Origin of the sequence: Nocardia sp. NPDC004068 (genome assembly GCF_042874315.1) — a bacterium.
Classification (GTDB): Bacteria; Actinomycetota; Actinomycetes; order Mycobacteriales; family Mycobacteriaceae; genus Nocardia.
Genome location: NZ_JBIAMW010000003.1, coordinates 46588 through 69110, shown reverse-complemented (window position 1 = coordinate 69110; position 22523 = coordinate 46588). Strand labels below are relative to the sequence as shown.

At 68.2% G+C, this 22523-nt stretch carries 20 protein-coding genes; 10 read left to right on the top strand and 10 right to left on the bottom strand.

The features are described 5' to 3' along the window. Positions 1 to 68: 68 nt before the first annotated feature. Positions 69 to 1160: an isochorismate synthase MenF gene (locus ACFYTQ_RS07885; RefSeq protein ID WP_387358089.1), complete on the bottom strand. Its 1092-nt coding sequence runs from the start codon at positions 1158 to 1160 to the stop codon at positions 69 to 71. 66 nt (positions 1161 to 1226) lie between these two features. After that, positions 1227 to 1715, bottom strand: coding sequence for a universal stress protein (locus ACFYTQ_RS07880; RefSeq protein WP_387358087.1), 489 nt, complete (start codon positions 1713 to 1715; stop codon positions 1227 to 1229). Positions 1716 to 2026: 311 nt separating this feature from the next. Here ACFYTQ_RS07880 and ACFYTQ_RS07875 point away from each other — a divergent pair, with 311 nt between their 5' ends. After that, positions 2027 to 2473 carry a hypothetical protein gene (locus ACFYTQ_RS07875; protein WP_387358085.1) on the top strand — a complete coding sequence of 149 codons (447 nt, stop codon included), beginning with the start codon at positions 2027 to 2029 and terminating at the stop codon, positions 2471 to 2473. A 5-nt stretch (positions 2474 to 2478) separates the two neighbouring features. Then, positions 2479 to 3834, top strand: coding sequence for an ADP-ribosylglycohydrolase family protein (locus tag ACFYTQ_RS07870; RefSeq protein ID WP_387358083.1), 1356 nt, complete (start codon positions 2479 to 2481; stop codon positions 3832 to 3834). A 233-nt stretch (positions 3835 to 4067) separates the two neighbouring features. On the opposite strand, the gene ACFYTQ_RS07865 is transcribed toward ACFYTQ_RS07870, so the two are convergent. After that, positions 4068 to 5405: an acetyl-CoA C-acetyltransferase gene (locus ACFYTQ_RS07865; protein WP_387358081.1), complete on the bottom strand. Its 1338-nt coding sequence runs from the start codon at positions 5403 to 5405 to the stop codon at positions 4068 to 4070. A 104-nt stretch (positions 5406 to 5509) separates the two neighbouring features. Between ACFYTQ_RS07865 and ACFYTQ_RS07860 the strand changes: the two genes are divergently transcribed. Together ACFYTQ_RS07860 and ACFYTQ_RS07855 are read left to right on the top strand one after the other, a co-directional pair. Then, positions 5510 to 6871: a 3-oxoacyl-ACP reductase gene (locus ACFYTQ_RS07860; RefSeq protein ID WP_387358079.1), complete on the top strand. Its 1362-nt coding sequence runs from the start codon at positions 5510 to 5512 to the stop codon at positions 6869 to 6871. Between the two features lies 1 nt (position 6872). Continuing rightward, positions 6873 to 7739, top strand: a complete 867-nt coding sequence (locus tag ACFYTQ_RS07855) for a MaoC family dehydratase (RefSeq protein ID WP_387358077.1) — start codon at positions 6873 to 6875, stop codon at positions 7737 to 7739. A gap of 72 nt (positions 7740 to 7811) precedes the next feature. Here the strand turns inward: ACFYTQ_RS07855 and ACFYTQ_RS07850 are convergent, their stop codons facing one another. The 3 genes from ACFYTQ_RS07850 to ACFYTQ_RS07840 all read right to left on the bottom strand — a co-directional run bounded on the left by ACFYTQ_RS07850 (position 7812) and on the right by ACFYTQ_RS07840 (position 11039). After that, positions 7812 to 9134, bottom strand: coding sequence for a DUF5685 family protein (locus ACFYTQ_RS07850; RefSeq protein ID WP_387358074.1), 1323 nt, complete (start codon positions 9132 to 9134; stop codon positions 7812 to 7814). Between the two features lie 56 nt (positions 9135 to 9190). Then, positions 9191 to 9790 (bottom strand): TetR/AcrR family transcriptional regulator, encoded by a 600-nt coding sequence (locus tag ACFYTQ_RS07845; RefSeq protein WP_387358072.1) that lies wholly within the window; start codon positions 9788 to 9790, stop codon positions 9191 to 9193. Positions 9791 to 9875: 85 nt separating this feature from the next. Continuing rightward, positions 9876 to 11039, bottom strand: a complete 1164-nt coding sequence (locus tag ACFYTQ_RS07840) for a glycoside hydrolase family 3 N-terminal domain-containing protein (protein WP_387358070.1) — start codon at positions 11037 to 11039, stop codon at positions 9876 to 9878. Positions 11040 to 11375: 336 nt separating this feature from the next. Between ACFYTQ_RS07840 and ACFYTQ_RS07835 the strand changes: the two genes are divergently transcribed. Further along, positions 11376 to 12641: a hypothetical protein gene (locus ACFYTQ_RS07835; RefSeq protein WP_387358068.1), complete on the top strand. Its 1266-nt coding sequence runs from the start codon at positions 11376 to 11378 to the stop codon at positions 12639 to 12641. Position 12642: 1 nt separating this feature from the next. Then, the gene (locus tag ACFYTQ_RS07830; RefSeq protein ID WP_387358066.1) at positions 12643 to 13971 is read left to right on the top strand and encodes a lipase family protein; all 1329 of its coding nucleotides are present in this window, start codon (positions 12643 to 12645) and stop codon (positions 13969 to 13971) included. Between the two features lie 45 nt (positions 13972 to 14016). Here the strand turns inward: ACFYTQ_RS07830 and ACFYTQ_RS07825 are convergent, their stop codons facing one another. Then, positions 14017 to 14889, bottom strand: a complete 873-nt coding sequence (locus ACFYTQ_RS07825; RefSeq protein WP_387358064.1) for a Scr1 family TA system antitoxin-like transcriptional regulator — start codon at positions 14887 to 14889, stop codon at positions 14017 to 14019. 1 nt (position 14890) lies between these two features. Further along, on the bottom strand, positions 14891 to 15127 hold the full coding sequence (locus ACFYTQ_RS07820; protein WP_387358062.1) for a hypothetical protein: 237 nt from the start codon (positions 15125 to 15127) through the stop codon (positions 14891 to 14893). A 163-nt stretch (positions 15128 to 15290) separates the two neighbouring features. Between ACFYTQ_RS07820 and ACFYTQ_RS07815 the strand changes: the two genes are divergently transcribed. From ACFYTQ_RS07815 to ACFYTQ_RS07805, 3 genes are all read left to right on the top strand, one after another. Continuing rightward, positions 15291 to 16400, top strand: coding sequence for a helix-turn-helix domain-containing protein (locus tag ACFYTQ_RS07815; protein WP_387358060.1), 1110 nt, complete (start codon positions 15291 to 15293; stop codon positions 16398 to 16400). Between the two features lie 145 nt (positions 16401 to 16545). Further along, complete coding sequence (locus ACFYTQ_RS07810; protein ID WP_387358058.1) at positions 16546 to 17892, top strand: phosphomannomutase/phosphoglucomutase; 1347 nt, start codon at positions 16546 to 16548, stop codon at positions 17890 to 17892. A gap of 482 nt (positions 17893 to 18374) precedes the next feature. Continuing rightward, a complete protein-coding gene (locus ACFYTQ_RS07805) occupies positions 18375 to 18932 on the top strand; it encodes a hypothetical protein (RefSeq protein ID WP_387358056.1) in 558 nt (185 codons plus the stop codon). Positions 18933 to 18978: 46 nt separating this feature from the next. Here the strand turns inward: ACFYTQ_RS07805 and gnd are convergent, their stop codons facing one another. Beyond that, positions 18979 to 20007 carry a phosphogluconate dehydrogenase (NAD(+)-dependent, decarboxylating) gene (gnd, locus tag ACFYTQ_RS07800; protein WP_387358055.1) on the bottom strand — a complete coding sequence of 343 codons (1029 nt, stop codon included), beginning with the start codon at positions 20005 to 20007 and terminating at the stop codon, positions 18979 to 18981. A 195-nt stretch (positions 20008 to 20202) separates the two neighbouring features. Further along, complete coding sequence (locus ACFYTQ_RS07795) at positions 20203 to 21288, bottom strand: DUF4185 domain-containing protein (RefSeq protein WP_387358053.1); 1086 nt, start codon at positions 21286 to 21288, stop codon at positions 20203 to 20205. Positions 21289 to 21377: 89 nt separating this feature from the next. Here ACFYTQ_RS07795 and ACFYTQ_RS07790 point away from each other — a divergent pair, with 89 nt between their 5' ends. After that, positions 21378 to 22511, top strand: coding sequence for a diguanylate cyclase (locus tag ACFYTQ_RS07790; protein WP_387358051.1), 1134 nt, complete (start codon positions 21378 to 21380; stop codon positions 22509 to 22511). The last annotated feature ends 12 nt before the right edge of the window (positions 22512 to 22523 follow it).

Genomic DNA, 22523 nt, shown 5'->3' with positions numbered 1-22523 from the left:
ACATGGTCGACACAGTCGTATTCCGAGCCAACCTACAACATGGCGTACGGACCGGGCAGTCGGGCGGGTCAGGCGGGCGGCAGTTCGCAGCGCAGTCCGCCGAGCAGGGTGCGCAATTTGGCCGTGGTCTCGTCGAGTTCGGCCCGGGGGTCGGAGTCGGCGACGATGCCGCCGCCGCCGAACGCGCGGACCGTGCGGCCGTCGGCGGACAGTTCGGCGCACCGGATCGCCACCACCCACTCGCCGTCACCGCGGCCGTCGCACCAGCCGACCGCGCCGCCGTAGAAGCCGCGATCCTCCTCCAGCCCGGTGATCGTCTCGAGGGCCAGCTCGGTCGGCGTGCCGCAGACCGCGGGGGTGGGATGCAACAGCACCGCCAGCTCGAGCGCGGTCACCTCCGGATCGCGCAGGCGGCCGCGGATCGGGGTGGCCAGATGCCACACCTCGGCCGTGCTGATCAACTCGGGCTCGGCGGGCACGTCGAGTTCGGCGCAGACCGGGGTGAGGCGCTCGCGGATCCAGTCGATGACGAAGGCGTGCTCGGCGCGATTCTTGGTGCTGGCCAACAACTCTCGCGAACGTTCGGCATCGATACCCGGATCCGGATGCCGGGGCGCGGTGCCCGCGAGCGGACGCAGGGTGACGGTATCGCCGTGCCGCGCGACCAGCACCTCCGGCGTCGCGCCGACCAGGGTCGCGCCGGGCCGCCCCGCCGGACCGAGATCGACGGCGAAGACATTGGCCCGCGGATGCCGCGTCAGCAACCGCGCCGCCACGACCACCGGATCGAGCGGGGCGTCCGCGGCGAGCAGCAGCGAGCGGGCCGCGACCACCTTGCGCAGCGGCTGCCCGGGATCGGAGAGCTGCTCCACGAGTTTCGTCACGCGCGCGACATGTTCGGCGGGACTGGGCATTTCGGTGACCACTCGCACCGGCGGCGGCTCCGGCGGCGCGGCCGGACGCCACGGCCCGGCGGTGCGTTCGGCGCGCTCGGGCTCGCACAGCGCGGCGCGTTCGCGGGGGTCGAACGCCAGCGCCCCGACCACGAGCCCGGCTCCCGCGCGCAATGCCGCGGCGGCCCGCCCGGCGTCGTCGAAGGTGCGCCGGATTCCCGACGTCCGGATCACACCTCCGGGTTGCGCGAGGAGAAAGCCGTCCATGACCCGACCATAGCCCCCGCATTCCGCCCGAACGGCCGGACAGCGATCAATATCTCAATCCGCCCGTCAATGCTCGTGCCCGACCGGATTTCGGCCCGGCGGCACCAGCAGAATGGGACGGTGGCAGTGTTTGAGGACCGCCTCGGCCACGCTGGAGTGCAGTAACGCGCGAATTCCGGTGGCCCCCCGCGTCCCCGCGACGATGATGTCCACATCGAGTTCGTCGGCGACGTCGACGATCGCATTCCAGATCGTCGAGGTGCATTCCACCGTGCGCGCCTCGGCATTCAATCCGGCGAGTTTGGCCAGCCGCACGCCCTCGGTATTGACCTGTTTGGCGTCGACGTAGGCCACGTCCTCGATCTCCTCGTCGCCGATCCATTCCGGTTGCGTGACACCCGACAGGCCGGAGATGCGCGCGGCCTGGCGCACCATCGGCTCCCAGGCGGTCAGCACGATCGCCTTGGTCGCCGACAGGAATCGGCCCGCGTACTCGACGGCTCGTTTCGCATTCTCGGAACCGTCGTAGGCGATGAGCATCAGATCGCACGCCATGACGAACCTCCCAGGTTCAGCGGTCGGCTACGTGCCCGAGCGTACCCGGGGAGCCGCCGGAAAACGGTCATCCCGGGGTATCGCATCGGCATTTTCCGATCGCGATGGGAAAAGGTGATCGAATCATTGTCGTATCCATCCGGAAGTGCGGGACGTCCGGTCCGTACGCCTCCGGCACGGAGCGGTCTTCGACAATTCGCTAACGATTCACCGAAATCGCTGCCACACCGGACGTTTCGGGATTGACTGTCAGCACCATCACCGACGTCGGGGCAGGGATGTCGGTACGGAGAGCGCCGAGCGAGGTTGTCGTGCGGTTGGAAGAGCTTGTCACCCCGCAGGATTGGGCTGCGGTGTATCGGTATGTGTTCGGCTTCCCGCGGGTGCACGTCACCTCCCCTGGATTCGTCGTGTTACCGCTGGTGGATTCCATCGCGGCGGTGAACACGCCGGAACCGTTGGGCGCGTTGATACTCGACGAGATGATCCGGCGCGGCACCGCGGGTCCGGTGCTGGTGCGGGATCGACCGGCGCGACGGACGTTCCTCGCGGTCTTCGATGGGTACCCTCCCCTGGAATGCACTGTCCAACTGGAGCGTCACGGCGTGGATATCGGCCCGCATCGCAGCAACGTCATCCTGCCCACCGGTTTCGGCCGGCACACCCACGAGGGGCGCTGGTGGGCTCGGCCCCCGCAGCGTGACGAATCGCTGCCCTTGCTGTCCGAGCTCGTCGCGGCGGTCATCACCATCCTGTGAAGGTCATGGAATTCATCGATACGGCCCACTTCCGGCACCCGGAAGGGGACCCGCGCGCCCTGCTGTACTTCGAATGGTCGCAGCGCCGTGAATCCGGTTTCCGCGTGGACGATTTCGGCGAGGAGGTGCACGATCTCGCCGGGGCCCCGATCGCCGACGACGGGGCCTGCTGGCGACTGCTCGACCGCGTCGAATCCGCGCCGCGCGATCCGTCGTGGCCCTACGCCGAGGACGGCGATCCGGTCGAGGACCCGCCCGCGCCGGGCGACCCGCCCGTGCCGACCCGGCTCTACGACCGCGTCCTCGGCGGCTGGCTCGGCCGCTGCGTGGGCTGCACCCTGGGCAAACCGCTCGAGAACGGGGTGCTGTGGTCCCCCGGGCGCATCCGCGCCTACCTCGAGCGCGCCGACGCCTACCCGCTGACCGACTACGTGCCCGTCCTGTCCCCGATGCCGGAAGGCCCTCGGCTCCAGGGCAATTGGCCCGAGTCCACCCGCGACCGCGTCGACGGCTGCCCGCGCGACGACGATCTGGACTACACGGTGCTCGGCCTGCACCTGCTCGAACAGCAGGGCTGGGGTTTCACCGCCGCCGACGTGGCGGGCCAGTGGCTGGAACTGCTGCCGTTCCTGCAGACCTACACCGCCGAGCGGGTGGCCTACCGCAACCTCATCGACGGCTTCGCCCCGCCCGATACGGCCCGCCACCGCAACCCCTATCGCGAATGGATCGGCGCGCTCATCCGGGCCGACGTCTACGGCTACGTGTGCCCCGGCGATCCGGTCCGCGCCGCCGAACTCGCCGCCCGCGACGCGGCGGTCTCGCACACCGGCAACGGCGTCTGGGCGGCGAGCTGGGGCGCGGCCCTGGTGGCCGCCGCGTTCACGGCCGGATCGGCGGCCGCCGCGCTCGACGTCGCCCAGCGCGTGATCCCCGCGAATTCCCGTCTCGCGCGGGCGATCTCGGACGTCCTCGACGACCACCGGCGCGGAATGGGTTGGGACACAGCCCTCGCCGCGATCCATGCCCGCCACGGGCACTACAACTGGGTGCACGCGATCGGCAACGCCTGCGTCATCACCGCCGGATTACTCTGGGGCGCGGGCGATTTCACCACCACCATCGGCCTGACCGTGCAGGGCGGCTGGGACACCGACTCCAACGGCGCCACGGCCGGATCCGTCGCGGGCGTCCTCGCGGGCGCGAGCGGCATCCCCGACCACTGGACCGCCCCCCTGCACGACACCCTCCACACCGCCGTCTCCGGCTACGACGGCGCCAGCATCACCGCCCTCGCCCGCCGCACCTTCGACCTGTCCCGCCGCCACGTCACCGACCACTACCCACGCCCGGTCGGATGAGGCCGTGCCACCGAATCAGGCCGCGCCCGGGCTCATTCGCGCCTCACGCGACGTGCCGGGCTCTCCTCGGGACGCCCTCATTTTCTGTCCCCGCCCCGGCCTCGGGCGGGCTCGTTTTTCTGCCCCGGCTTCGGGGAGCGCTCGTTTTCTGTCCCCGCCCGCCCTCGCCTCAGGCCGCGCTCATTTCTGTCCCTGCCCTGTGCCCGCCAGGGCGCAGGGCAGGGCATTCCGAATCAGCGTTCCAGGATGGCCACCACACCTTGGCCGCCCGCGGCACAGATGGAGATCAGCGCGCGGCCGGAGCCCTTCTCCGCCAGCTGCTTGGCGGCCTGGGCGATGATGCGGCCGCCGGTGGCCGCGAACGGGTGACCGGCGGCCAGCGAGGAGCCGTTGACATTGAGCTTGCTGCGGTCGATCGGACCCAGCGCGCCGTCCAGGCCCAGGCGCTCCTTGCAGTACTGGTCGGACTCCCAGGCCTGCAACGTCGCGAGGACCACCGAGGCGAACGCCTCGTGGATCTCGTAGAAGTCGAAGTCCTGCAACGTGAGTCCGTTGCGCGCCAGCAGCCGCGGCACCGCGTAGGTCGGGGCCATCAGCAGCCCGTCCGGACCCCACACGTAGTCGACCGCGGCGACCTCGCTGTCGACCAGATAGGCCAGCGGCGTCAGGTTGCGCTCGGCGGCCCACTCCTCGCTCGACAGCAGCGCCGCCGACGCGCCGTCGGTGAGCGGGGTGGAGTTGCCCGCGGTCATGGTCGCGTCGCCCAGCTTGGTGCCGAACACCGGCTTGAGCGTGGCCAGCTTCTCCAGCGAGGAGTTCGGCCGCAGGTTGTCGTCGCGGGTCAGGCCCAGGAACGGGGTGACCAGATCGTCGAAGAAGCCGCGGTCGTAGGCGGCGGCCATGTTCTTGTGCGACAGGTAGGCCAGCTCGTCCTGCGCCTCGCGGGCGATGCCGAACTCCTTGGCCGTGATGGCCGCGTGCTCGCCCATCGACAGACCCGTGCGCGGCTCGGCGTTGCGCGGGATCTCGATGCCGACCATGCTCGGCCGCAACCGGCCGACCAGCTTGACGTAGTCGGAGTTCTTCTTGGCCCGATTGGCGTCGAGCATCCACTCGCGCATCGGCTCGCTCACCCCGATCGGCGCGTCGGAGGTGGTGTCGGTGCCGCCGCCGACGCCGGCCTCGATACGGCCCAGCGCGATCGCGTCGCCGACCGTGACGATCGACTGCAACCCGGTGCCGCAGGCCAGCTGCAGATCGTGGGCGGGGGTGTAGGGCGACAGCTCGCTGCCGAGCACGCTCTCGCGGATCATGCCGTGCTCGCCGACGCGCTTGAGCACCGCGCCGCCGACGACCATGCCGAGGCGCTCGCCCTGCAGGCCGAAGCGGCTCACCAGACCGTTCAGCGCGGCGGTGAACATGTCCTGGTTGGAGGCGTGGGCGTAGCGGCCGTCCGACCGCGCGAACGGGATGCGATTACCGCCCAGAACGGCGACGGGACGGGTCTGCTTGGTGGACTTGGCCCCGCCGCTCGCGGACGCGGCCTTCGTCGAACGGGCTTTGCTGGTCACTCGAGTCTCCACATGTCTCGACGTCGGTTTACATTAAACTTACTCTGGAGTAAGTTAATTGTCGACACCGGACCTCATCCGACACGAAGGAAAAGGTAGGAAAAGTGGCAGCCAGCAAGAACAAGGGCGCTCCCAACCTGTACGGATCGTTCGTCAACTCGGCCCCCGGTCACTTCCTGGCGAGCAAGCTGGGGTTGCCGCAGCCGGAGAAGCTGCGCCGCTACACCCCGGGCGAACCGGCCCTGCCGGGTCCGGTGCTGCTCGGCGGCAAGGGCCGCGTCGCCGACGCCGTGCGGAACCTGTTGTCGGACTACACGTTCGTCGACTCGGTCAGCCCCGGCGTGAAGTTCGGCGCGCTCGTCTTCGACGCCACCGGACTCAACTCGGTCGAGGAGCTCGAGCAGCTGTTCCAGTTCTTCCAGCCCGCCATGCGCAGCATCGCCCCGTCCGGGCGCGTGCTCGTCATCGGCACCACCCCCGAACTCGCGGGCAGCGTCGAGGGCCAGATCGCCCAGCGCGCGCTCGAGGGCTTCACCCGCAGCGTGGGCAAGGAGCTGCTGCGCGGCGCCACCTCGAACCTGGTGTACCTGCACCCCGAGGCCGCCGCGGCCGCGACGGGCCTGGAGTCCACCCTGCGCTTCGTCCTCTCGGCCAAGTCGGCCTTCGTCGACGGCCAGGTCTTCCGCGTCGGCAAGGACGACAACGCCGCCGCCGGAATCGACTGGGCCAAGCCGCTGGACGGCAAGGTCGCCGTGGTCACCGGCGCCGCGCGCGGCATCGGCGCGACCATCGCCGAGGTCTTCGCCCGCGACGGCGCGAAGGTCATCGTGGCCGACATCCCGGCCGCCGGGGAGGCCCTCGCCGAGACCGCCAACAAGGTCGGCGGCGTATCCATCGCGGTCGACGTCACCGCCCCCGACGCCGCGGACAAGCTGGCCGCGTTCGCGACCGAGCGCTTCGGCGGCATCGACATCATCGTGCACAACGCCGGCATCACCCGCGACAAGCTGCTCGCCAACATGGACGACGCGCGCTGGAACTCGGTGCTGAACGTGAATCTGGCCGCGCCGCACCGCATTACGGAGGGTCTGGTGGCCAAGGGCGCGCTGAAGGAGGGCGGCCGGGTGATCGACGTCTCCTCGATCGCGGGCATCGCGGGCAACCGCGGCCAGACCAACTACGGCGCGTCCAAGGCGGGCGTCATCGGCATGGTGAACGCCGAGGCCCCGAAGCTGGCCGAGAAGGGCATCACCATCAACGCCGTCGCCCCGGGCTTCATCGAGACCGCCATGACCGCGGCCATCCCGGTGGGCACCCGCGAGGCGGGCCGCCTGCTCAGCTCGCTGCTGCAGGGCGGGCAGACCGTCGACGTCGCCGAGACCATCGCCTACTTCGCCAGCCCGGCCTCGAACGCGGTGAGCGGCAACGTGGTTCGCGTGTGCGGCCAGGCCATGATCGGAGCCTGAGATGACCGAGACCATCTCGCTGTCCGAGCCACCCAAGCTCGGCGGCCTCTACCTCAAGGCGGCGCTGGGCGCCCTGCCGCTGCCGCTGGTCTCGGCGCGCAAGCCCGAAATCCCCGATCGCGCGGTCGAATTGCGGAACTTCCGCGTCGATCCGGACAATCTGGCCGCCTACTGCCACGCGACCGGGCTGCGGTTCGGGGACGCGCTGCCGCTGACCTATCCGTTCGTGCTCACCTTCCCGGTGGTCACCCAGCTGGTGGCCGCGCGGGACTTCCCGTTCATCGCGGTCGGCGCGGTGCACGCGGAGAATCTGATCGAGCGCACCCGCGAGATCTCGGTCAGCGAGCCGCTGGACATCCACGCGCACGTGGAGAATCTGCGTGAGCATCCGCGCGGTCTGCTGGTCGACGCGATCAGCGAGGTCAAGGTGGGCCGGGAATTGGTGTGGCGGCAGGTGACCACCTTCCTGCACCAGCAGCGGACGTCGCTGTCGGGCGGCCCGAAGCCCGAGCCCAAGCCGGAGGAGGTGCCCCCGCCGCCATTGCGCACGCTGAAGGTCGATCAGCCGTTGATCCACCGCTACGCCGCGGCCGCGGGCGACCGCAATCCCATCCACATGTCGGCGTTGAGCGCCAAGGCGTTCGGCTTCCCGCGCGCGATCGCGCACGGAATGTGGTCCTGCGCCGCGGTTCTCGGCGCGATCGAGGGCCGGATCCCCGCGCACACCACCTACGCGGTGAAGTTCGGCAAGCCCATCCTGCTGCCGTCGACGGTGAACGTGTACGCCGATCAGGTCGAGGGCGGCTGGGATCTGTCGCTCAAGCACCCGAAGAAGGGGTACCCGCACCTCACCGCGACACTGCGCTGAGCCGGGCCGCGGGCGGATCGGATCGCACGGGGGATCCGATCCGCCCGCGGACGCGCTGTGGCCCAGCGGATTTCAGCAGCCGCAGTCGCACCCGCAGTCGCAGCAGTTGCAGCACTCACCGCAGTCGCCGCACCCCGGATCGCAGTCGCAATCGCAGCGATCCGACCACGCCCGCCGCCGTTCGCCGCTGCACGGGCGGGTGTGCTCGGCGCAGCAGGCGTATCCGGTGCAGTACTGCGTGCAGATGATCCCGATGCCCTCCAGCAGGCCGGGCTGCTCCGGGCGCACCGATTTCCCCGACGCGTGCATCATCGGCTGTCCCAGCAGCGCGACCGTCCCCGCCGCCGCCCCGACCGAACAGGCCGCTCCCCGAGCACATCCGCACGCCAGCCCCGCCGCCCGCCGCAGGGTCCGCACCACCCCGCGCAACGGATCGAGCAACCACCACCGCACCAGCCCCGCCTCGCCCAACCCCGCCCGGTCGAGGGCCGCCCGGATCCGCGAATCCGATTCCCGCACAAGCTCGTACGCCCGCTCCCGGGAGGTCCCGGTCGCCGTCAACGGATTGAACCGCCCCCGCCGCGCGTCCTCGTCCAGATCCTCGATCGCGTCGGCCAGATGCGCGATCCGCCCGAAATGCCACCCGGCCTCCCACAACGCGCCCCGATTCTCGGTCCGCCCCGCCAGAACGGCTGTATGCGCGAACAATTCGGCCGCGCACAACTGGGTCGCGGCGGTCAGCGCCGCCAACCCGCGCTCGTGGCTTACCCGGCCGTCGAGGGCCGCTTTCCGGTGCAGGTGTTCGGCGCTCGCGCCTTGGTCGTCGAGGGCGTCGCGAAGCAGATGATTGGGCTCGGCTGCGGTCTTCGCACTGAGGTGGGGAGCGGAATCGTCAGCGCCGCAAGTGTTTCCGGTGAGCGCGCGCTCGGTCGCAGCCTGGGCGCGGATGGCGGCGATGAGTGGTTCGATATCGAGGTCGAGGGGGGCCGCGCTCGTGCGGGCGCGGTCGAACCAGCGGTCGGCGACCAGGGTCATCGGGCGTCCGGCCCATCCGGCCTCGCCGTCGTCCACGCGGTCGCGGATCTTGGCCGCGCCCAGCAGCAGGGACGCGGTGGCGGCCAGCCGGACGCCGGGGGAGTCGGCGGGGGCGACGCTGGTGCGGCGCAGGCCGCGCAGGGCGCAGGGGCCGGTGGTCGTGCGGGCCGTGGGCGCGGGGGACTGGGCCTCGGTGAGGATGCTCAGCACGACGGCGTCGGTATTGGTTGCGGCGCGGGCGGTTTGGCCGTGGGCGTCGCGCAGGCCGAGGCACAGGCCGCAGAGCTGGGAATGCCATTCGCGCGCGTCGATGCCGTGGTCGCCCGCGTGGTGCGCGCAGGGGGTGAGAAGTCCGAACACATCCGTCCCGAAGCTCAGCGGCCGGATGCGGCCGTCCCGTCACTCGATCATGAACTCTATTCGGCCTTCTTCTTGCCCGCCAGACCACGCCAGGCCAGATTGTCGAGCAGGTCGACCGCCTCGGCCACATCCACCTCACCGCTGGCGATCCGGTCGGCGATGGCCTCGCCCGCCCCGATCACCGCGACCGACACGATGTCGAAATTCGTCCCCGGCTCGGCGTATTTGGCACTGGACTCGAGCAGCTTCGCGGTCAGCTCGATCACCCGCTCACGGCTGTTGGCGATCTCCGAGGCGAACGGCTGCTGCCCGAGGGCCTGCCGGTAGAGCACCTGCCAAGACAACCGGTTGTTGTCCACATACGACAGGAACGCCTCGAGCCCCGCGCGCAACTGCTCGTGCGGGGTCAGCTTCGGGTTGCCCGCGACGGCGACGGCCTCGATGAACCGGATGCTCTCGCGCTGGATGCACGCCCGGAACAACTCGTCCTTGGACCCGTAGTACAGGTACAGCATGGGCTTGGAGATCTTGGCTTCGGCGGCGATGGCGTCCATCGAGGTGTCGTGATAACCCTTGCGCGAGAACACCTCGACGGCGGCGTCCAGCATCTGCTGCTCACGAACCGCCCGAGGGAGCCGCTTCGTTCCGCCTGCCATCCGTCTCTCCCTAGCCCATGTCGAAGCCCCTATCTTACTCCAAGGTAAGTTCCACCGGGCGCAATTGCCGACGATTCGCCGGTGATCAGCAGGTCAGCGGGATGCCCTTGAACCGGGCCATGCGCAACACGGAGTCGTCGACCTGCTTCAGCGGCAGGCGGCCCTCGCGGACCTCCTGCTCCAACCGGTTCAGCACCTGGGTGACCGCGTCGGTGCTGATCCACAGGGCGTTGTCCGCGCCCGCCTCGAGCGCGGCGGCCACCGCGTCGGCGATGCCCAGGCGGCTGGTGATGGCGGCCATACCGCTCAGGTCGTCGGTGAAGATCGGCCCGTCGAAGGGCGCCGCGCCGTACCCGCTGCCCTGCCGCAGCAGCGACATGACCTGCGGGCTGATGCTGGCCGGGGTGTCCGGCGTGGTCAGGCCGGGCACGTCGAGGTGGCCGACCATGACCGCCGCGCCGGAACCCACCAGATTGCGGAACGGCACGAGGTCGACCTGCTGCAACTGGTCCAGCGGCGGCGTGCGGACCGCGCCGGTGTGCGAATCGCCCGAACCGGAACCGTGGCCGGGGAAATGCTTCATGACCGCGCCCACCCCGGCGTCGTGCATGGCCCGGATGAACGCGCCCGCGTACTCGGTGACCACCGCGGGATCGGTGGAGAAGGACCGGTCGCCGATCACCGAATCATCCGGTTGCGCACTGACATCCACGTCGGGCGCGAAATCGACGGTGACGCCGAGGTCCTTCATGGCCCGCCCGCGCGCGAGGCTCTGGGTGTAGAAGTCGTCGGCGGAGACCGTCTGCGCGGTGACCCGGGCCGAGGGCGCGGCCCCGATCTGGTTGGCCAGCCGCGAGACTCGCCCGCCCTCCTCGTCGATGGTGACCATCAGCGGGGTGCGGGCGGTGGCCTTGACGCGGTCGATCTGCTTGTCCGCCAACAGCGCCGGATCGGTCCAGCTGCCGACGAAGATGCCGCCGATCTGCTCGGCGCGCACCACGTTCTCCGCGTCCGCGGCGCTCGCCACACCCACCGTGAGCAGCTGGGCCAGCTTCTGCCGGGTGGAGAACTGGGCGAGATAGCCCGCGCCGCAATCGGTTCGGCCGGTCGTCGTGGTCTCCGTCGTGGTGGTGGGTGCGGGGGTGGGCGTCGACGGGCTCGACGACGCGGTGGTGTCGCCGCCGCCACTCGAACAGGCCGACAGGGCGACCGCGGCCACGGCGAGGAGGATCCCCGGAACGATGCGCATGGGTTCCGACCGTACCGCGTGGGAGCGCCGGAAAACCAGAATCGGCGCGGCGGCACGCGGTCGTTCGGGTGGCGCGTGGCGCGTGTTATCGAAACGTGATTACCCAATTCGATTTCCGGACAGGATCTTCCGGTGCCTTCGCGACCCGCGCCGCCAGCCGTGATCACCGGTTGGTAACCTGCCCGTAACCCAGGAGTCGCTCGGTGACTCTCGGCACGTCGGTAAAGGAGTTCGGTCGATCGTGAATTATCGTCTGGGCGGAAATCGGCTATTCGACGGCTGATCGGCGTGTCTGACTCGTTCGCTCGGTAATCCCAACTCGGAAGGCTGAACACCATGCGCATCGGCGCGCTCGTGCGTGGCGCGGGATTGACTCTCGCGGCAGTGCTGACGCTCGGACTCGGGACCGCGGGCACCGCGGTCGCGGCCGACGACCTCGACCACTATCTGGACCTGCCGCTGGTCAACCGCGACGCGGCTCAGGGGCCGGGCGGGGTCAACCCCGAATTGCCCTATGACGAGGGCGAACTCGCGGGTCTGCTGGACGAGGCGCGCTCGCGGGGCGTGCCGCCGACCCGATACGCCGCGCTGCTGTACCAGTACTGGCTGGTCGACGCGACCACCAAGGCCGGGATCGATCTGGCCTCCTGGAATCCGCGCGCGGGCGTGCAGGCCAACCGCGAGAACCTGATTCGCTCCTACCGCTACTACGAGGACCTGCAACTGGCCCATCGCGAATTGCAGTGGGCCGGAATGGGCGGTCAGGTCGGGGCCGATTTCGGCGGCGGGCTCATCGATTTCGAATTGATGAGCGATATCTACGACCTGCCCGGAATCGCGGACGCGGCCCGCACCGTCGTGAACACGGTCGTGCAGACCGCGGGCCCGCAGGCGCTCGCGCTGCTGCCGGCGGGGTTGCGGGCGCTGGCCGACGCCGGAACCCGGATCACGCCCGAGGATCTGCGCTGGATCCTGGGGATGATCCTGGTGATGCAGAAGAACATCTTCTCCGATCTGATGCCCATGCACGACGCCTACGTGACCGGCGGCCTGCCCGCGCTGAGCGAATTCGAGGCGGCGGGCCTGTTCGGCGACGACATCATGGGCGCGTGGCGCGATATCGCCTCCGGCGACGAGAACCGCGTGGCGACGGGCAACGCCACCCTGCTGCGCCGCGAACAGGATTGGGCCATCGGCGGGCAGTGGGATCAGACCCGCGCCTACAAGGGCAGCGTCGGCGAGGCCATCACCTACCTCAGCGGCGCGGCCGGATCGCCGTCGGTGGCGGGCGTCATCCCGCCGCGCGAATTCCGGCCCGTCCGAGTGCCTTTCACCGGCGCGAACGGCGAACCGCTGCGCCTGGTTCTGCCGCTGCCGAGCTGGAACTGGTCGGTGCTCGACGATCGCTGGGACTACATCACCGGCGAACTGTTGCCCAAGTACAAGTGGCAGGTCGAGAACAATTGGCCCGCATTGGAAGCCACGCTGCGGACGCCGTACGAGGTGCAGCTGGAATCGCATCGGCCGTTGTTGAACATTCCGCAGTTGCTGCTGTCGGCGGCGAACGAGTTGCGGGTGGAGCCCGCGGGGCAAGGGGACTGACATGCGGGTACGGACTCTGGTCGTGGTGGTCGTGGCGTTGGCGCTCGGCGTCGCGGGAACCGCTGGCGCGCAATCGGATACGCCCAGCCGCACCCCCGGCCTGGACGAGGTGTTCAACGGCTACGTCGTGGGCACGCTGCGCGGCGCGACCCTGGCCTCACCCCAGGAGGCGTTCGAGGCCCTGCGCGCGGACGACCCGTTCTATCAGGAGCCCCCGCTGACCGGCGACGAGAAGCCCGGCACGCTGTTGAAGGCGAAGCGGGTGGACGTCCTGTTCACCGGCGTGAAGCCCGCGAATCTGGACGCGTACAAACTGATGTACGTGACCACGGGCGTCGATGGCGTCACCCCGGTCGTCAGCACGGGCATCCTCATGATTCCGCGTGACGGACGGCCGAATTCGGAGCGGCGGGTGGCCTCGTATCAGGAGGCCAACGACAGCGTGGGGTGGGGTTGCCACCCGAGCACCCAATGGACGGGCGGTGATCCGCTCGACGGGGCGTCGTGGTCTGCGCTGGGGCCGTTGGCGTTGATGTTCGGCAAGGGGTACGCGGTCATGATCTCCGATGTCGGCAACGACGCCGATCGGCGGCCGCACGGAGTGTTCGCGGGGAAGTTCGCCGGGCACGCTCAATTGGACGGCGTGCGCGCGGCTTTGGGCTATGGCGAAGCGGGCCTGGATCCGAACGCCCCCGTGGCTCTGTTCGGCATCGCGGGAGGCGGTGTGGGAGCGGGCTTTTCGGCGGAATTGCAGCCCGAGTACGCGCCGGAGCTGAATGTGAAGTCGGCGGTCCTGGAGGGCATGGTCGTCAACCAGCGCAACTTCATGCGCGTGGCGAACGGCTCGGTCGGCTCGGGCTTCGCCTTCGCGACGCTGCTGGGGCTCGATCCCTGGTATCCGGAGATGAAGCTGGATTCGAAGCTGACCCCCGCCGGGCAGGGCATCGCCAACTTCTTCCGGACGCAATGCCAGACTCCGGCGTACTTCGGTCTTCCGTTTTTGCCGCTGAATACGTTGTTCAACACGAACCGTAATCCCGCCGACGAGCCCGACTTCCAGGCGGTGTTCGATGATAACGAACTGGGCAAGGCGGGGACGCCGAAGGCGAAGGTCCTCATCGCCTCGTGTGCGGCGGATGATTCGTTCATGTCTTTGGTTCCGGCTCGGGATTCGCGGGAGCTGGCTGAGACATATCGGTCGCAGGGAGTGGATGTCAGTTACCAGCCTACGGATTGCAGCATGATTCGGATGATCACCAATCTTTACGGTTGGGGGACGGATCTTTTCGGTATGCAGACGATCGATTGGCTGGATCGGTCGTTCGAGTGAGTGTCGATTGACGAGCCGGGGCGGTGGTATTCCACCGCCCCGGACTCATATCCCCAGAATCAGTGCGCTGGAATCGCTCTCGCTCAGCGCCACGCGCCGCAACTCAGCGATCGCGTCTCGGTAGCGAGAGATTTCCTCCGCTCGCTCCAGATAGAGGTCACCGGTGTACTCCTCGACATGGACAACCGGCGGCTCGACGAGCTTCGAGTGCGGCAAGACCGGAAACTCCAGGAGCGAGAACGAACCTGCCAGCGCTCCGATATGGCTGCGAGCCTGGAACGGAACCACGCGAATCGACACATTGGACCGCCGCCCGATATCGGCAAGGTGCCGACGCTGCTCTGCCATGACGGCCGGTCCGCCCCACTCCTCGCGTATCGCCGCCTCCGACAACAGAATCTCGACGGTGAATGCCGAGTCGTCCAGCGGCCGTTGCCGTTTCGCGGACGACTCGATGTGTTTGTCGATCTCGTCGGAGGGCAGACTCGGGTACTTCGCCCACGCGACCGCACGCTGGTAGTCCCTCGTCTGCACGATCTCCGGCAACAAGACAACCCGCCAGGCCGTCATCCGCTGAGCGGAATTCAGCAGGACCGGATAATGATCGAAACCATCACCCTGGTCCGCATCCGCCCGCCACCAACCACCCCCGTGCTTTGCCACGATTCGAGCCTCCCGAGCCAGAGCCAAGACCAGCCGTCGCTTGTCGTCCCCCACGCCGTAGCGATTGCACAACTCGTTGACGTGAAGATCGGTAGCCGACCGCATGGATACGCCATCTTCCATTCGGCCCATGGTCTGTGGCGAAATCCCCAGGAATTTCGCCGCTTGCGCCTGACTGATCTCCGCCTTCTTCCGAAAGGCGTTGAGCTGCCGTCCGAGCGCGCGGCGGGCGAGTGTCGATCCTAATGCTGGCATATCACGCATCCTTTTCTCGGCGGGGCATTTCATGGGAGGCAGCGCTGACTCCGTTCCAGTGCTGAGCGAAGATGAAGGCGAGTACGAATTCGTCCGGACTCGCGAGGACGCGGCCTTCTTCGAGATCCATGGCGAAAGTCTCGCCCGATAATCCGGACGATCCGGAAATCATGGCCGCGGCAACTCGTTTGATCTCCTTCTTGTCATCCACCAGCGTCCAGATTTCGTGCGTCGGCACATGAACGAGCCAGCGCGAACCGCAACAATGAACCCGAACCAAGTACCGCCGCATGTCTTCCCCTCTGCTGAGACAACGCTGCCCCGCAAGAGTGGCCGCTATCCGCGGCGGAATGCAGGCTTTCGGGGTCTACACGCGTCGACAGCGGGCTTAAACTCGAAGGGTGGATCCTGTCACCGGCAGTCGTCTTCGTGCCGCGCGAGAATCGGTAGGGCTCAGCCTTTCCGCGCTGGCAGCGCGCACGCACTACTCGAAAGCGCTTCTCGGGCTGCTGGAAACCGGGCAGCGGCAGATTCGGCCGGAGCACGTGAGCGCGTATTCACGGGCGCTCGGCGTCAGTGTGCAGACGCTCACGTCAGCGCCGGACGATCCTCTGCGGGTCGCTCATGAGTGGCTCGTGAACGAGACTCCGGCGGTCGTGCACAGCAGAGCTGGGCACAGGGTGGGCGAGAGCCTCGCCGGGGAGCTCGAGCAGCGCGTCAAAGACATTCGGCGGCTGGATGATTCGATTGGGGGACGCGATCTGTTTCCGGTCGTCTCCAAGGAATTGCGCGATGTCGAGAGCGTGGTCCGTGACGGGAGCTACAGCGCGCGGATCGAACGGCGTCTGCTCACTGTCGTCGGCGAACTGTCCCAGCTCGGGGGATGGGTGGCGTCCGACGCCGGGCACTTCGCCGAGGCGCGACGTATCTATTTGGATGGGCATCGCGCATCGGCCGCGGCGGGCAATCGGGCCTTGGCCGCCCAGTTGCTCTCGACTCTCGCCTATCAGCAGGCCAATACGGGCGATGCGGCCGACGCTCTCCTGCTCGCTCGCTCGGCGGTCGCCGGAGCCCGCGATGCCACGCCGGTCACCCGAGCTCTCCTGTGGGAGCGTGTCGCCTGGGCCAGCGCTCGTGCCCGCGATACCGACAGCGCCCGCCGAGCCCTCGACACGGTCGACGACGCCTACGACGACAGGAAAGCCGAAGTCCCCGAACCGGATTGGGTCTACTGGCTGAATCGCGACGAAATCGACATCATGGCAGCACGTTGTTTCGTCGAACTCGGCGACGGCTCCACGGCCCAACCCCTCCTGACCCGCGCGATCGACGCCTATCCCGCCGAGCACCAACGCGAGGTAGCGCTCTACCGAACATGGCTGGCCGAGGCATTCGCCAAGTCCGGCCAATTCGACGCCGCCGCAGACACACTCGCGCTGATCGCCGGTGACATCGGCTCCGATCGCGTCGAGCGCCGCCTCCAGGATGTTCGGCAACTGCTGTACACCTGAGCCGACTTCACGCTCGAGGAGAACTCCACCGGCTACTCGCCGGATTGGCCGACGCCGTTCGGACGCCGAGTCCGCTTACCGAGGTTGGAATCCTGCGCGGCTTATGCTCGACGAAGGCACCGGTCCGACGAAGGGACACCAGCGTATGCGGGATCTGTCCAAGCTGGTCAAGGCGTATGACGTTCGGGGAGTCGTCGGTGAGGAGATCGATGCGGATATCGTGCGGGAGGTAGGGGCGGCGTTCGCGCGTCTCGTGGGTACCTCGGTCGCGGTTGTGCACGATATGCGGCCGTCGTCGGAACCTTTCGCGGAGGCGTTCGCCGAAGGCGTGATCAGCCAGGGGCAGGATGTTGTGCACGTCGGTCTCGGGAGTACCGATCTGGTGTACTTCGCGGCCGGACGGCTCGATATCGCGGGGGCCATGATTACCGCGAGCCATAATCCCGCGCGCTACAACGGCATCAAGTTGTGTCGTCCCGGTGCTACTCCAGTCGGCCAGGACAGCGGGCTCGCCGAGATTCGCGCCATGCTCGAGGACGGCATTCCCGTCCACACGGGTGCGCCCGGCACGGTCGCACACCGCGACCTCACCTCCGATTACGCCGAGTACCTGCGAAAGCTGGTGGATCTCAACGGGATTCGACCGTTGAAAGTCGCGGTGGACGCGGCCAATGGAATGGCCGGGCACATGGTGCCGATCGTGTTCCGGGGGCTGCCCGTCGAAATCGTGCCCATGTACTTCGAATTGGACGGCACATTCCCCAATCACGAAGCGAATCCCCTGGTTTCGGCGAATCTTGTCGACCTCCAGAACAAGGTCCGCGAAGTCGGCGCCGATATCGGCCTGGCCTTCGACGGTGACGCCGACCGCTGCTTCGTCGTCGACGAAACCGGCGCCCCGGTCCCGCCCTCGGCCATCGTCGCGCTGATCGCTACCCGTGAACTGGCCAAAACCCCCGGATCCGCGATCGTCTACAACGCGATCACCTCCCGCGCGGTCCCGGAGATCATCACCGAACACGGCGGCGTCCCGGTCCGCGCCCGCGTCGGCCACACCTTCGTGAAAGCCCTCATGGCCGAACGAGACGCGGTGTTCGGCGGCGAACACTCCGGCCACTACTACTTCCGCGACTTCTGGCGCGCCGACACCGGCATGCTCGCCGCCCTGCACATCCTGGCCGCCCTCGGCACCACCGACAAACCGCTGTCCACCCTCGTCAGCGAGTACACCCGCTACGCCGCCTCCGGCGAGATCAGCTTCCAGGTCCACGATGTGCCAAGCACTCTCGCCGCAATCGAGGCGAAGTACGACGGCGCCGAAATCGATCGCCTCGAGGGCCTCACCGTGCGCCTCGACGGTAACGCCTGGTTCAATCTCCGTCCCTCCAACACCGAGCCACTCCTGCGACTGAATGTCGAAGCGCCCGACCGCGATACGATGGCGGGTATTCGCGACGAGGTGATCGCTTCGATTGGGGCATCGAACTCATGAGTGGCCACGAAGCCCCGAACAGGACCGCGCCCGCCATCCTTCACCACGACGTACACCGTGTTGGCCCACCCTTCCGCCGTATGCGCCTCGGCCCAATCCAACACCTCCGCCACGTCCGCCCCGATGATCTCGTATTCGTGTGAGCACAGCGCGGCGGTATCCCACAGGTAGACGCGAAACATGGGATTTTCAGTCTCCCAGCTCGTATCTCGTGGATCAACGGGCCGTACGAGCATTCAGCCCATGCCTTTCCCGATCATGTTCTCCCCCGGGCATTTAACGTGGTGTTAAGTTCCACTGTCGCCTCCAGGTCCACGCCACACGGACCTTGAAGGTGGCGGTTGTTCCGAGATGATCGTGCGATGGGACGTGGTTGTGTCCTTTGCCTGAAATCGGTCGAGTTGCATGGAGGCGGCTCGCTACCAGCACCTACTGTGTCAGTATGGCGGGTTCTCGGAAACGGGTCGTCGTGTGCAGGCCGAATGAGTGAGACACAGCACTTCAAGCACTATGTCGGCGGGACGAGTGAAGGCTCGGTTCCTTCGCTCCCCTCCGCTGCCGTAGGTCCGCGTCCACCGAACCCCTCCTATACCGAATTGGTCGGTGATGCACACCGCCGATGGGCGATCGCTGTGGCAGAGAATCTGGTGTGGCTGGCGGCTCAGCCGTCCGCGCTGCACGGGATTGATTCGTGTTGGGTTGATACCGAATTGGGCATCTGCGTGCATTACTCGAACAGGCCGAGCGCCTATGGCGAGGGTTCAACTTCGTTGGGCCGCTTCGGCTTTCGTGCTCAGCCCGAGATTTCCCCGATCAGTGGCGCGCTGCATTCCGGCGTCGAGGATCGGGTGTCAGGATTCGCGATCAAGCAGGCGTCGAATCTGCTCGACGTCCAAATGGCCGGTGGCCCACCGGATCCGGACGATGTGCGATGGGTCGACCCGGAGGGTCGGGAATGGTGGGGTGCCGAGCCGGTCGGCGGGTGGGCGACGGTCGGCGAATTTTCGTACAGGCTTGTCGAGATATCGATGATCGAATGAGCGGAGCCTCGCGCGGCCCTCGAAAGGGCCGCGCGAGGCTGCCGAATCACTTCCCCGGCAACTCGTTGTGCCCGCCGAACGCCTTGCGCATGGCCGAGAGCACCTTGTCCGCGTACAGCGCCTCGCCACGCGACGAGAACCGTTGGTACAGAGCGGCGGAGAGGACGGGGGCGGGGACGCCCTCGTCGATGGCGGCGTGGATGGTCCAGCGGCCCTCGCCGGAGTCGGAGACGCGGCCGCCGAACGAGGACAGTTCCGGGTCGGCGTACAGGGCCGCGGCCGTGAGGTCCAGCAGCCAGGAGGCCACGACCGAGCCTCGGCGCCAAACCTCGGTCACCTCGGGGACATTGATGTCGTAGCGGTAGTGCTCGGGGTTCTCCATGGGGGTTTCCTCCGCCGAGTGCTCCTCGGTGAGGATCTTGCCGATATTGGCCTTGGCGAGGATGTTCATGCCCTCGGCGTAGGCGGCCATGGCGCCGTATTCGATGCCGTTGTGGACCATCTTGACGAAGTGGCCCGCGCCGGCGGGGCCGCAGTGCAGCCAGCCCTGTTCGGCGGGGGAGGGGTCGCCGGTGCGGCCGGGGGTGCGTTCGGCCGCCTCGACGCCGGGGGCGATGGACTTCAGGAGGGGTTCGAGGTGGGCGACCTGTTCGGCCTCGCCGCCGATCATCAGGCAGTAGCCGCGCTCGAGGCCCCAGACGCCGCCGGAGGTGCCGATGTCGAGGTAGTGGATGCCCTTGGGGCGCAAGGCTTCCGCGCGCTTGATGTCCTCGTGGTAGCGGCTGTTGCCGCCGTCGATGATGATGTCGCCGGGTTCGAGCAGGTCGGCGACCTGGTCGATGACGGCGCCGGTGGCGCCCGCGGGGATCATCACCCACACCACGCGGGGCTTCTCGAGCAGCGCGACGAACGCGGGGTAGTCGGTGGCGCCCGAGAAGTTCTCGCCCAGTTCGGCGCTGAACTCCTTGATCTGGTCCTCGTGCCGCGAATAGCCGACCGCGGTGTGGCCGTCGCGGACGATGCGGCGCACGATGTTGGCGCCCATCCGGCCGAGCCCGATCATTCCCAGCTGCATACTCATCTCCTCGAGTCGTCCGAGCTCCGGCGGGTCCGAGCTCTCAGGTCGCAGTGCCCGTGGTCGATTCTCTCGCGAACACGTGTAACGCCCCGAGCGGGCCACCGATAAACAGATCGGCTCCGTGCAGTTGCCAGACCCCCGACCCGGCAACCGCACGGGGCCTTTTCCGTCGCACGGGGCCTTTCCGTCCCGCTACAGCGGCGTCCGCATGAGCACCACGTTGTACTGGTTGTGGATACCCAGCGCGAAGTACAGGTCACGGCCCGTCTGATACGGGTAGATCATCGGCGCGTAGGCGCTGGGCAGGTCGCGGGCGTCGATCAGGACCTGCGGGTCGGTCCACGGGCCCTCGGGGGCGGGCGCGGTGCGCATGACGACGGAGTTGGCCGGGTCGGTGGTCAGCATGACGTAGCGGCCGAGGTGGTCGTTCCAGCCGACCGACAGCTCGCCGACGCCGCCGACGATGGGCTGGGCCGCGTTGGCGTCCTTGGGCTTCCAGCCGTGGCCGTCCCAGAACTCGTAGGCGTCCCAGTTGGCGATGTCGGGTTCCTTGACGCGCGCGATGAAGCCGAGATTGTCGCGGCCCGCGGCCGTGCCGTAGCGGTAGACGTAGCCGTCGGCCTTGGTGAAGGCGGCCTGCTGGAACTTGTCGAAGCCGTCGTCGTTGGAGCGGCGCGTGGTCGGCAGCTGCGCCCAGGTCTGGCCGTCGTCGCCGGAGACCGCCAGCGTGGAGAAGTTGGTCTCCCACTTGCCGTCCGCGCCCCACTCGCGCACCGACATCATGCTCATGTACTGCACCCCGCCGACGGATACGCCCGCGGTCGGGATGAAGCTGATCTCGATGCCCGGGATCTTCGGGCTGGGCAGCGGATTGTCGACGAAGCTGGTGTAGCGGATGCCGTCGGCGGGGGAGATCCCGGCGGGGCTGCGATACAGTACGTTCGACCGCCACGCCCACAGGCTGCCCGCGAGCAGATTCGGCGCGCCGATCCCGGCGGTGTCGCCGTAGGCGCTGAGCATCTGGCCGTGGCCGTCGTCCCACATGATGCCCAGATCCGTGCCGAGGACGTTGTTGCCGTCGGTGTGGTTCGGGCTGGCCATGCCGGTGAGCTGGAAGACGGCCTGCGTCGGCCCGGGCAGGGTGGGCAACCCGTTGGTGCCGTTGAGCACCGGGAACGGGTTGATGTTGTTGGGATCCGCACCCGCGGGCGCTGCCGCCACCGCCAGGACGGCGGCAGCGGCGCAGGCTCCGGCAAGCGCGGACAGCGATCTTTTCATTCTCTGCGGTCCCTTCCGTGAGTCACGCCGAGGGTATGTGGCACGCTCGGGTCAGTAAACCCCTTGTCCTCCGATACAAGGCGGTACCGATGAGCGGCAGCCGTTCCATGGTGCGTGCGTGGTGGCGAGATCGGGTCGATTATCGCTGGCTGGTGGACACTTTCGCATCCCACCACGCGCTGCGGCCGATGCGCTGGATGGTCGGTTCCGGCGGCGCGCTGCTGCTGGCCATCACCGTGCTCAGCGCGCTGTCCGCGGCCGGTCCCCGGGGTGTCGCCGGACTGACCGTCAGCACGCTGGTGGCGGTGTTGTCGGCGGCGTGGGCGCTGCGGTGGTGGCTGTTGCCCTGGCCGAGCCGGACCGAATCGCTGATCTGGGTGAGCCTGGCCGATCTCGCCGTGCTCGGCAATTGCCTGGCCCAGCAGAACCGGCTCTTCGGCGCGGTCGCGACGGTGCTGTCGGTGGTGATCGGCGGATACGTGACGATCTTCCACGGGCCGCGGCTGCTCGCGCTGCACGTCGGCTGGTCGCTGCTCGTGGTGGTGGCGCTGTCCGCGCGGCTGGTGCTGGGCGATCAGGAGTTCGGCGGGGACTACGCCCTGGCCGGGTCGATCGTGCTGATCATCGCGGCGGCGATGCTGATCGCGTTGCCGCAGTTGCACTTCTGCACCTGGCTGCTGCGCCGCGACGCGCTGTCGGATCCGCTGACCATGCTGCTGAACCGGCGGGGGCTCGACTACTACCTGTCCCGCTACGTCGACTCGCACGCCGCCCGGGTGGGTCGCCGGGCCTATGTGATCACCCTCGACCTGGACCGGTTCAAATCCGTCAACGACACCTTCGGCCATTCCTCCGGCGACGACGCCCTCGTCGAGACCGCCGAACGGCTGCGGATCGCGGCCGCCCCGGACGCGGTCGTGGCCCGCAACGGCGGCGAGGAGTTCGTGGTGGTCGGCGCGCTGCGACCCGCCGAGGACGTCACCGAGATCGCCGAACGGCTGCGGAGATCCATCGCCTCGATCCGGGATCTTCCCATTCGCCTCACCGCCAGCGTGGGCGTCGCACTCGGCGAGCCCGGGGCCGCCGAGGACGCCGAGGAGACCGGCCGCCGCCTGCTGCGCGCCTCGGATGTCGCGATGTATCGGGCCAAGAACGCGGGCGGCAACACCGTCGTCATCGTGGAGGCTCCGGAAAACGGGTCAGGCCCCGTCACCGCGGGGTGACGGGGCCTGAGT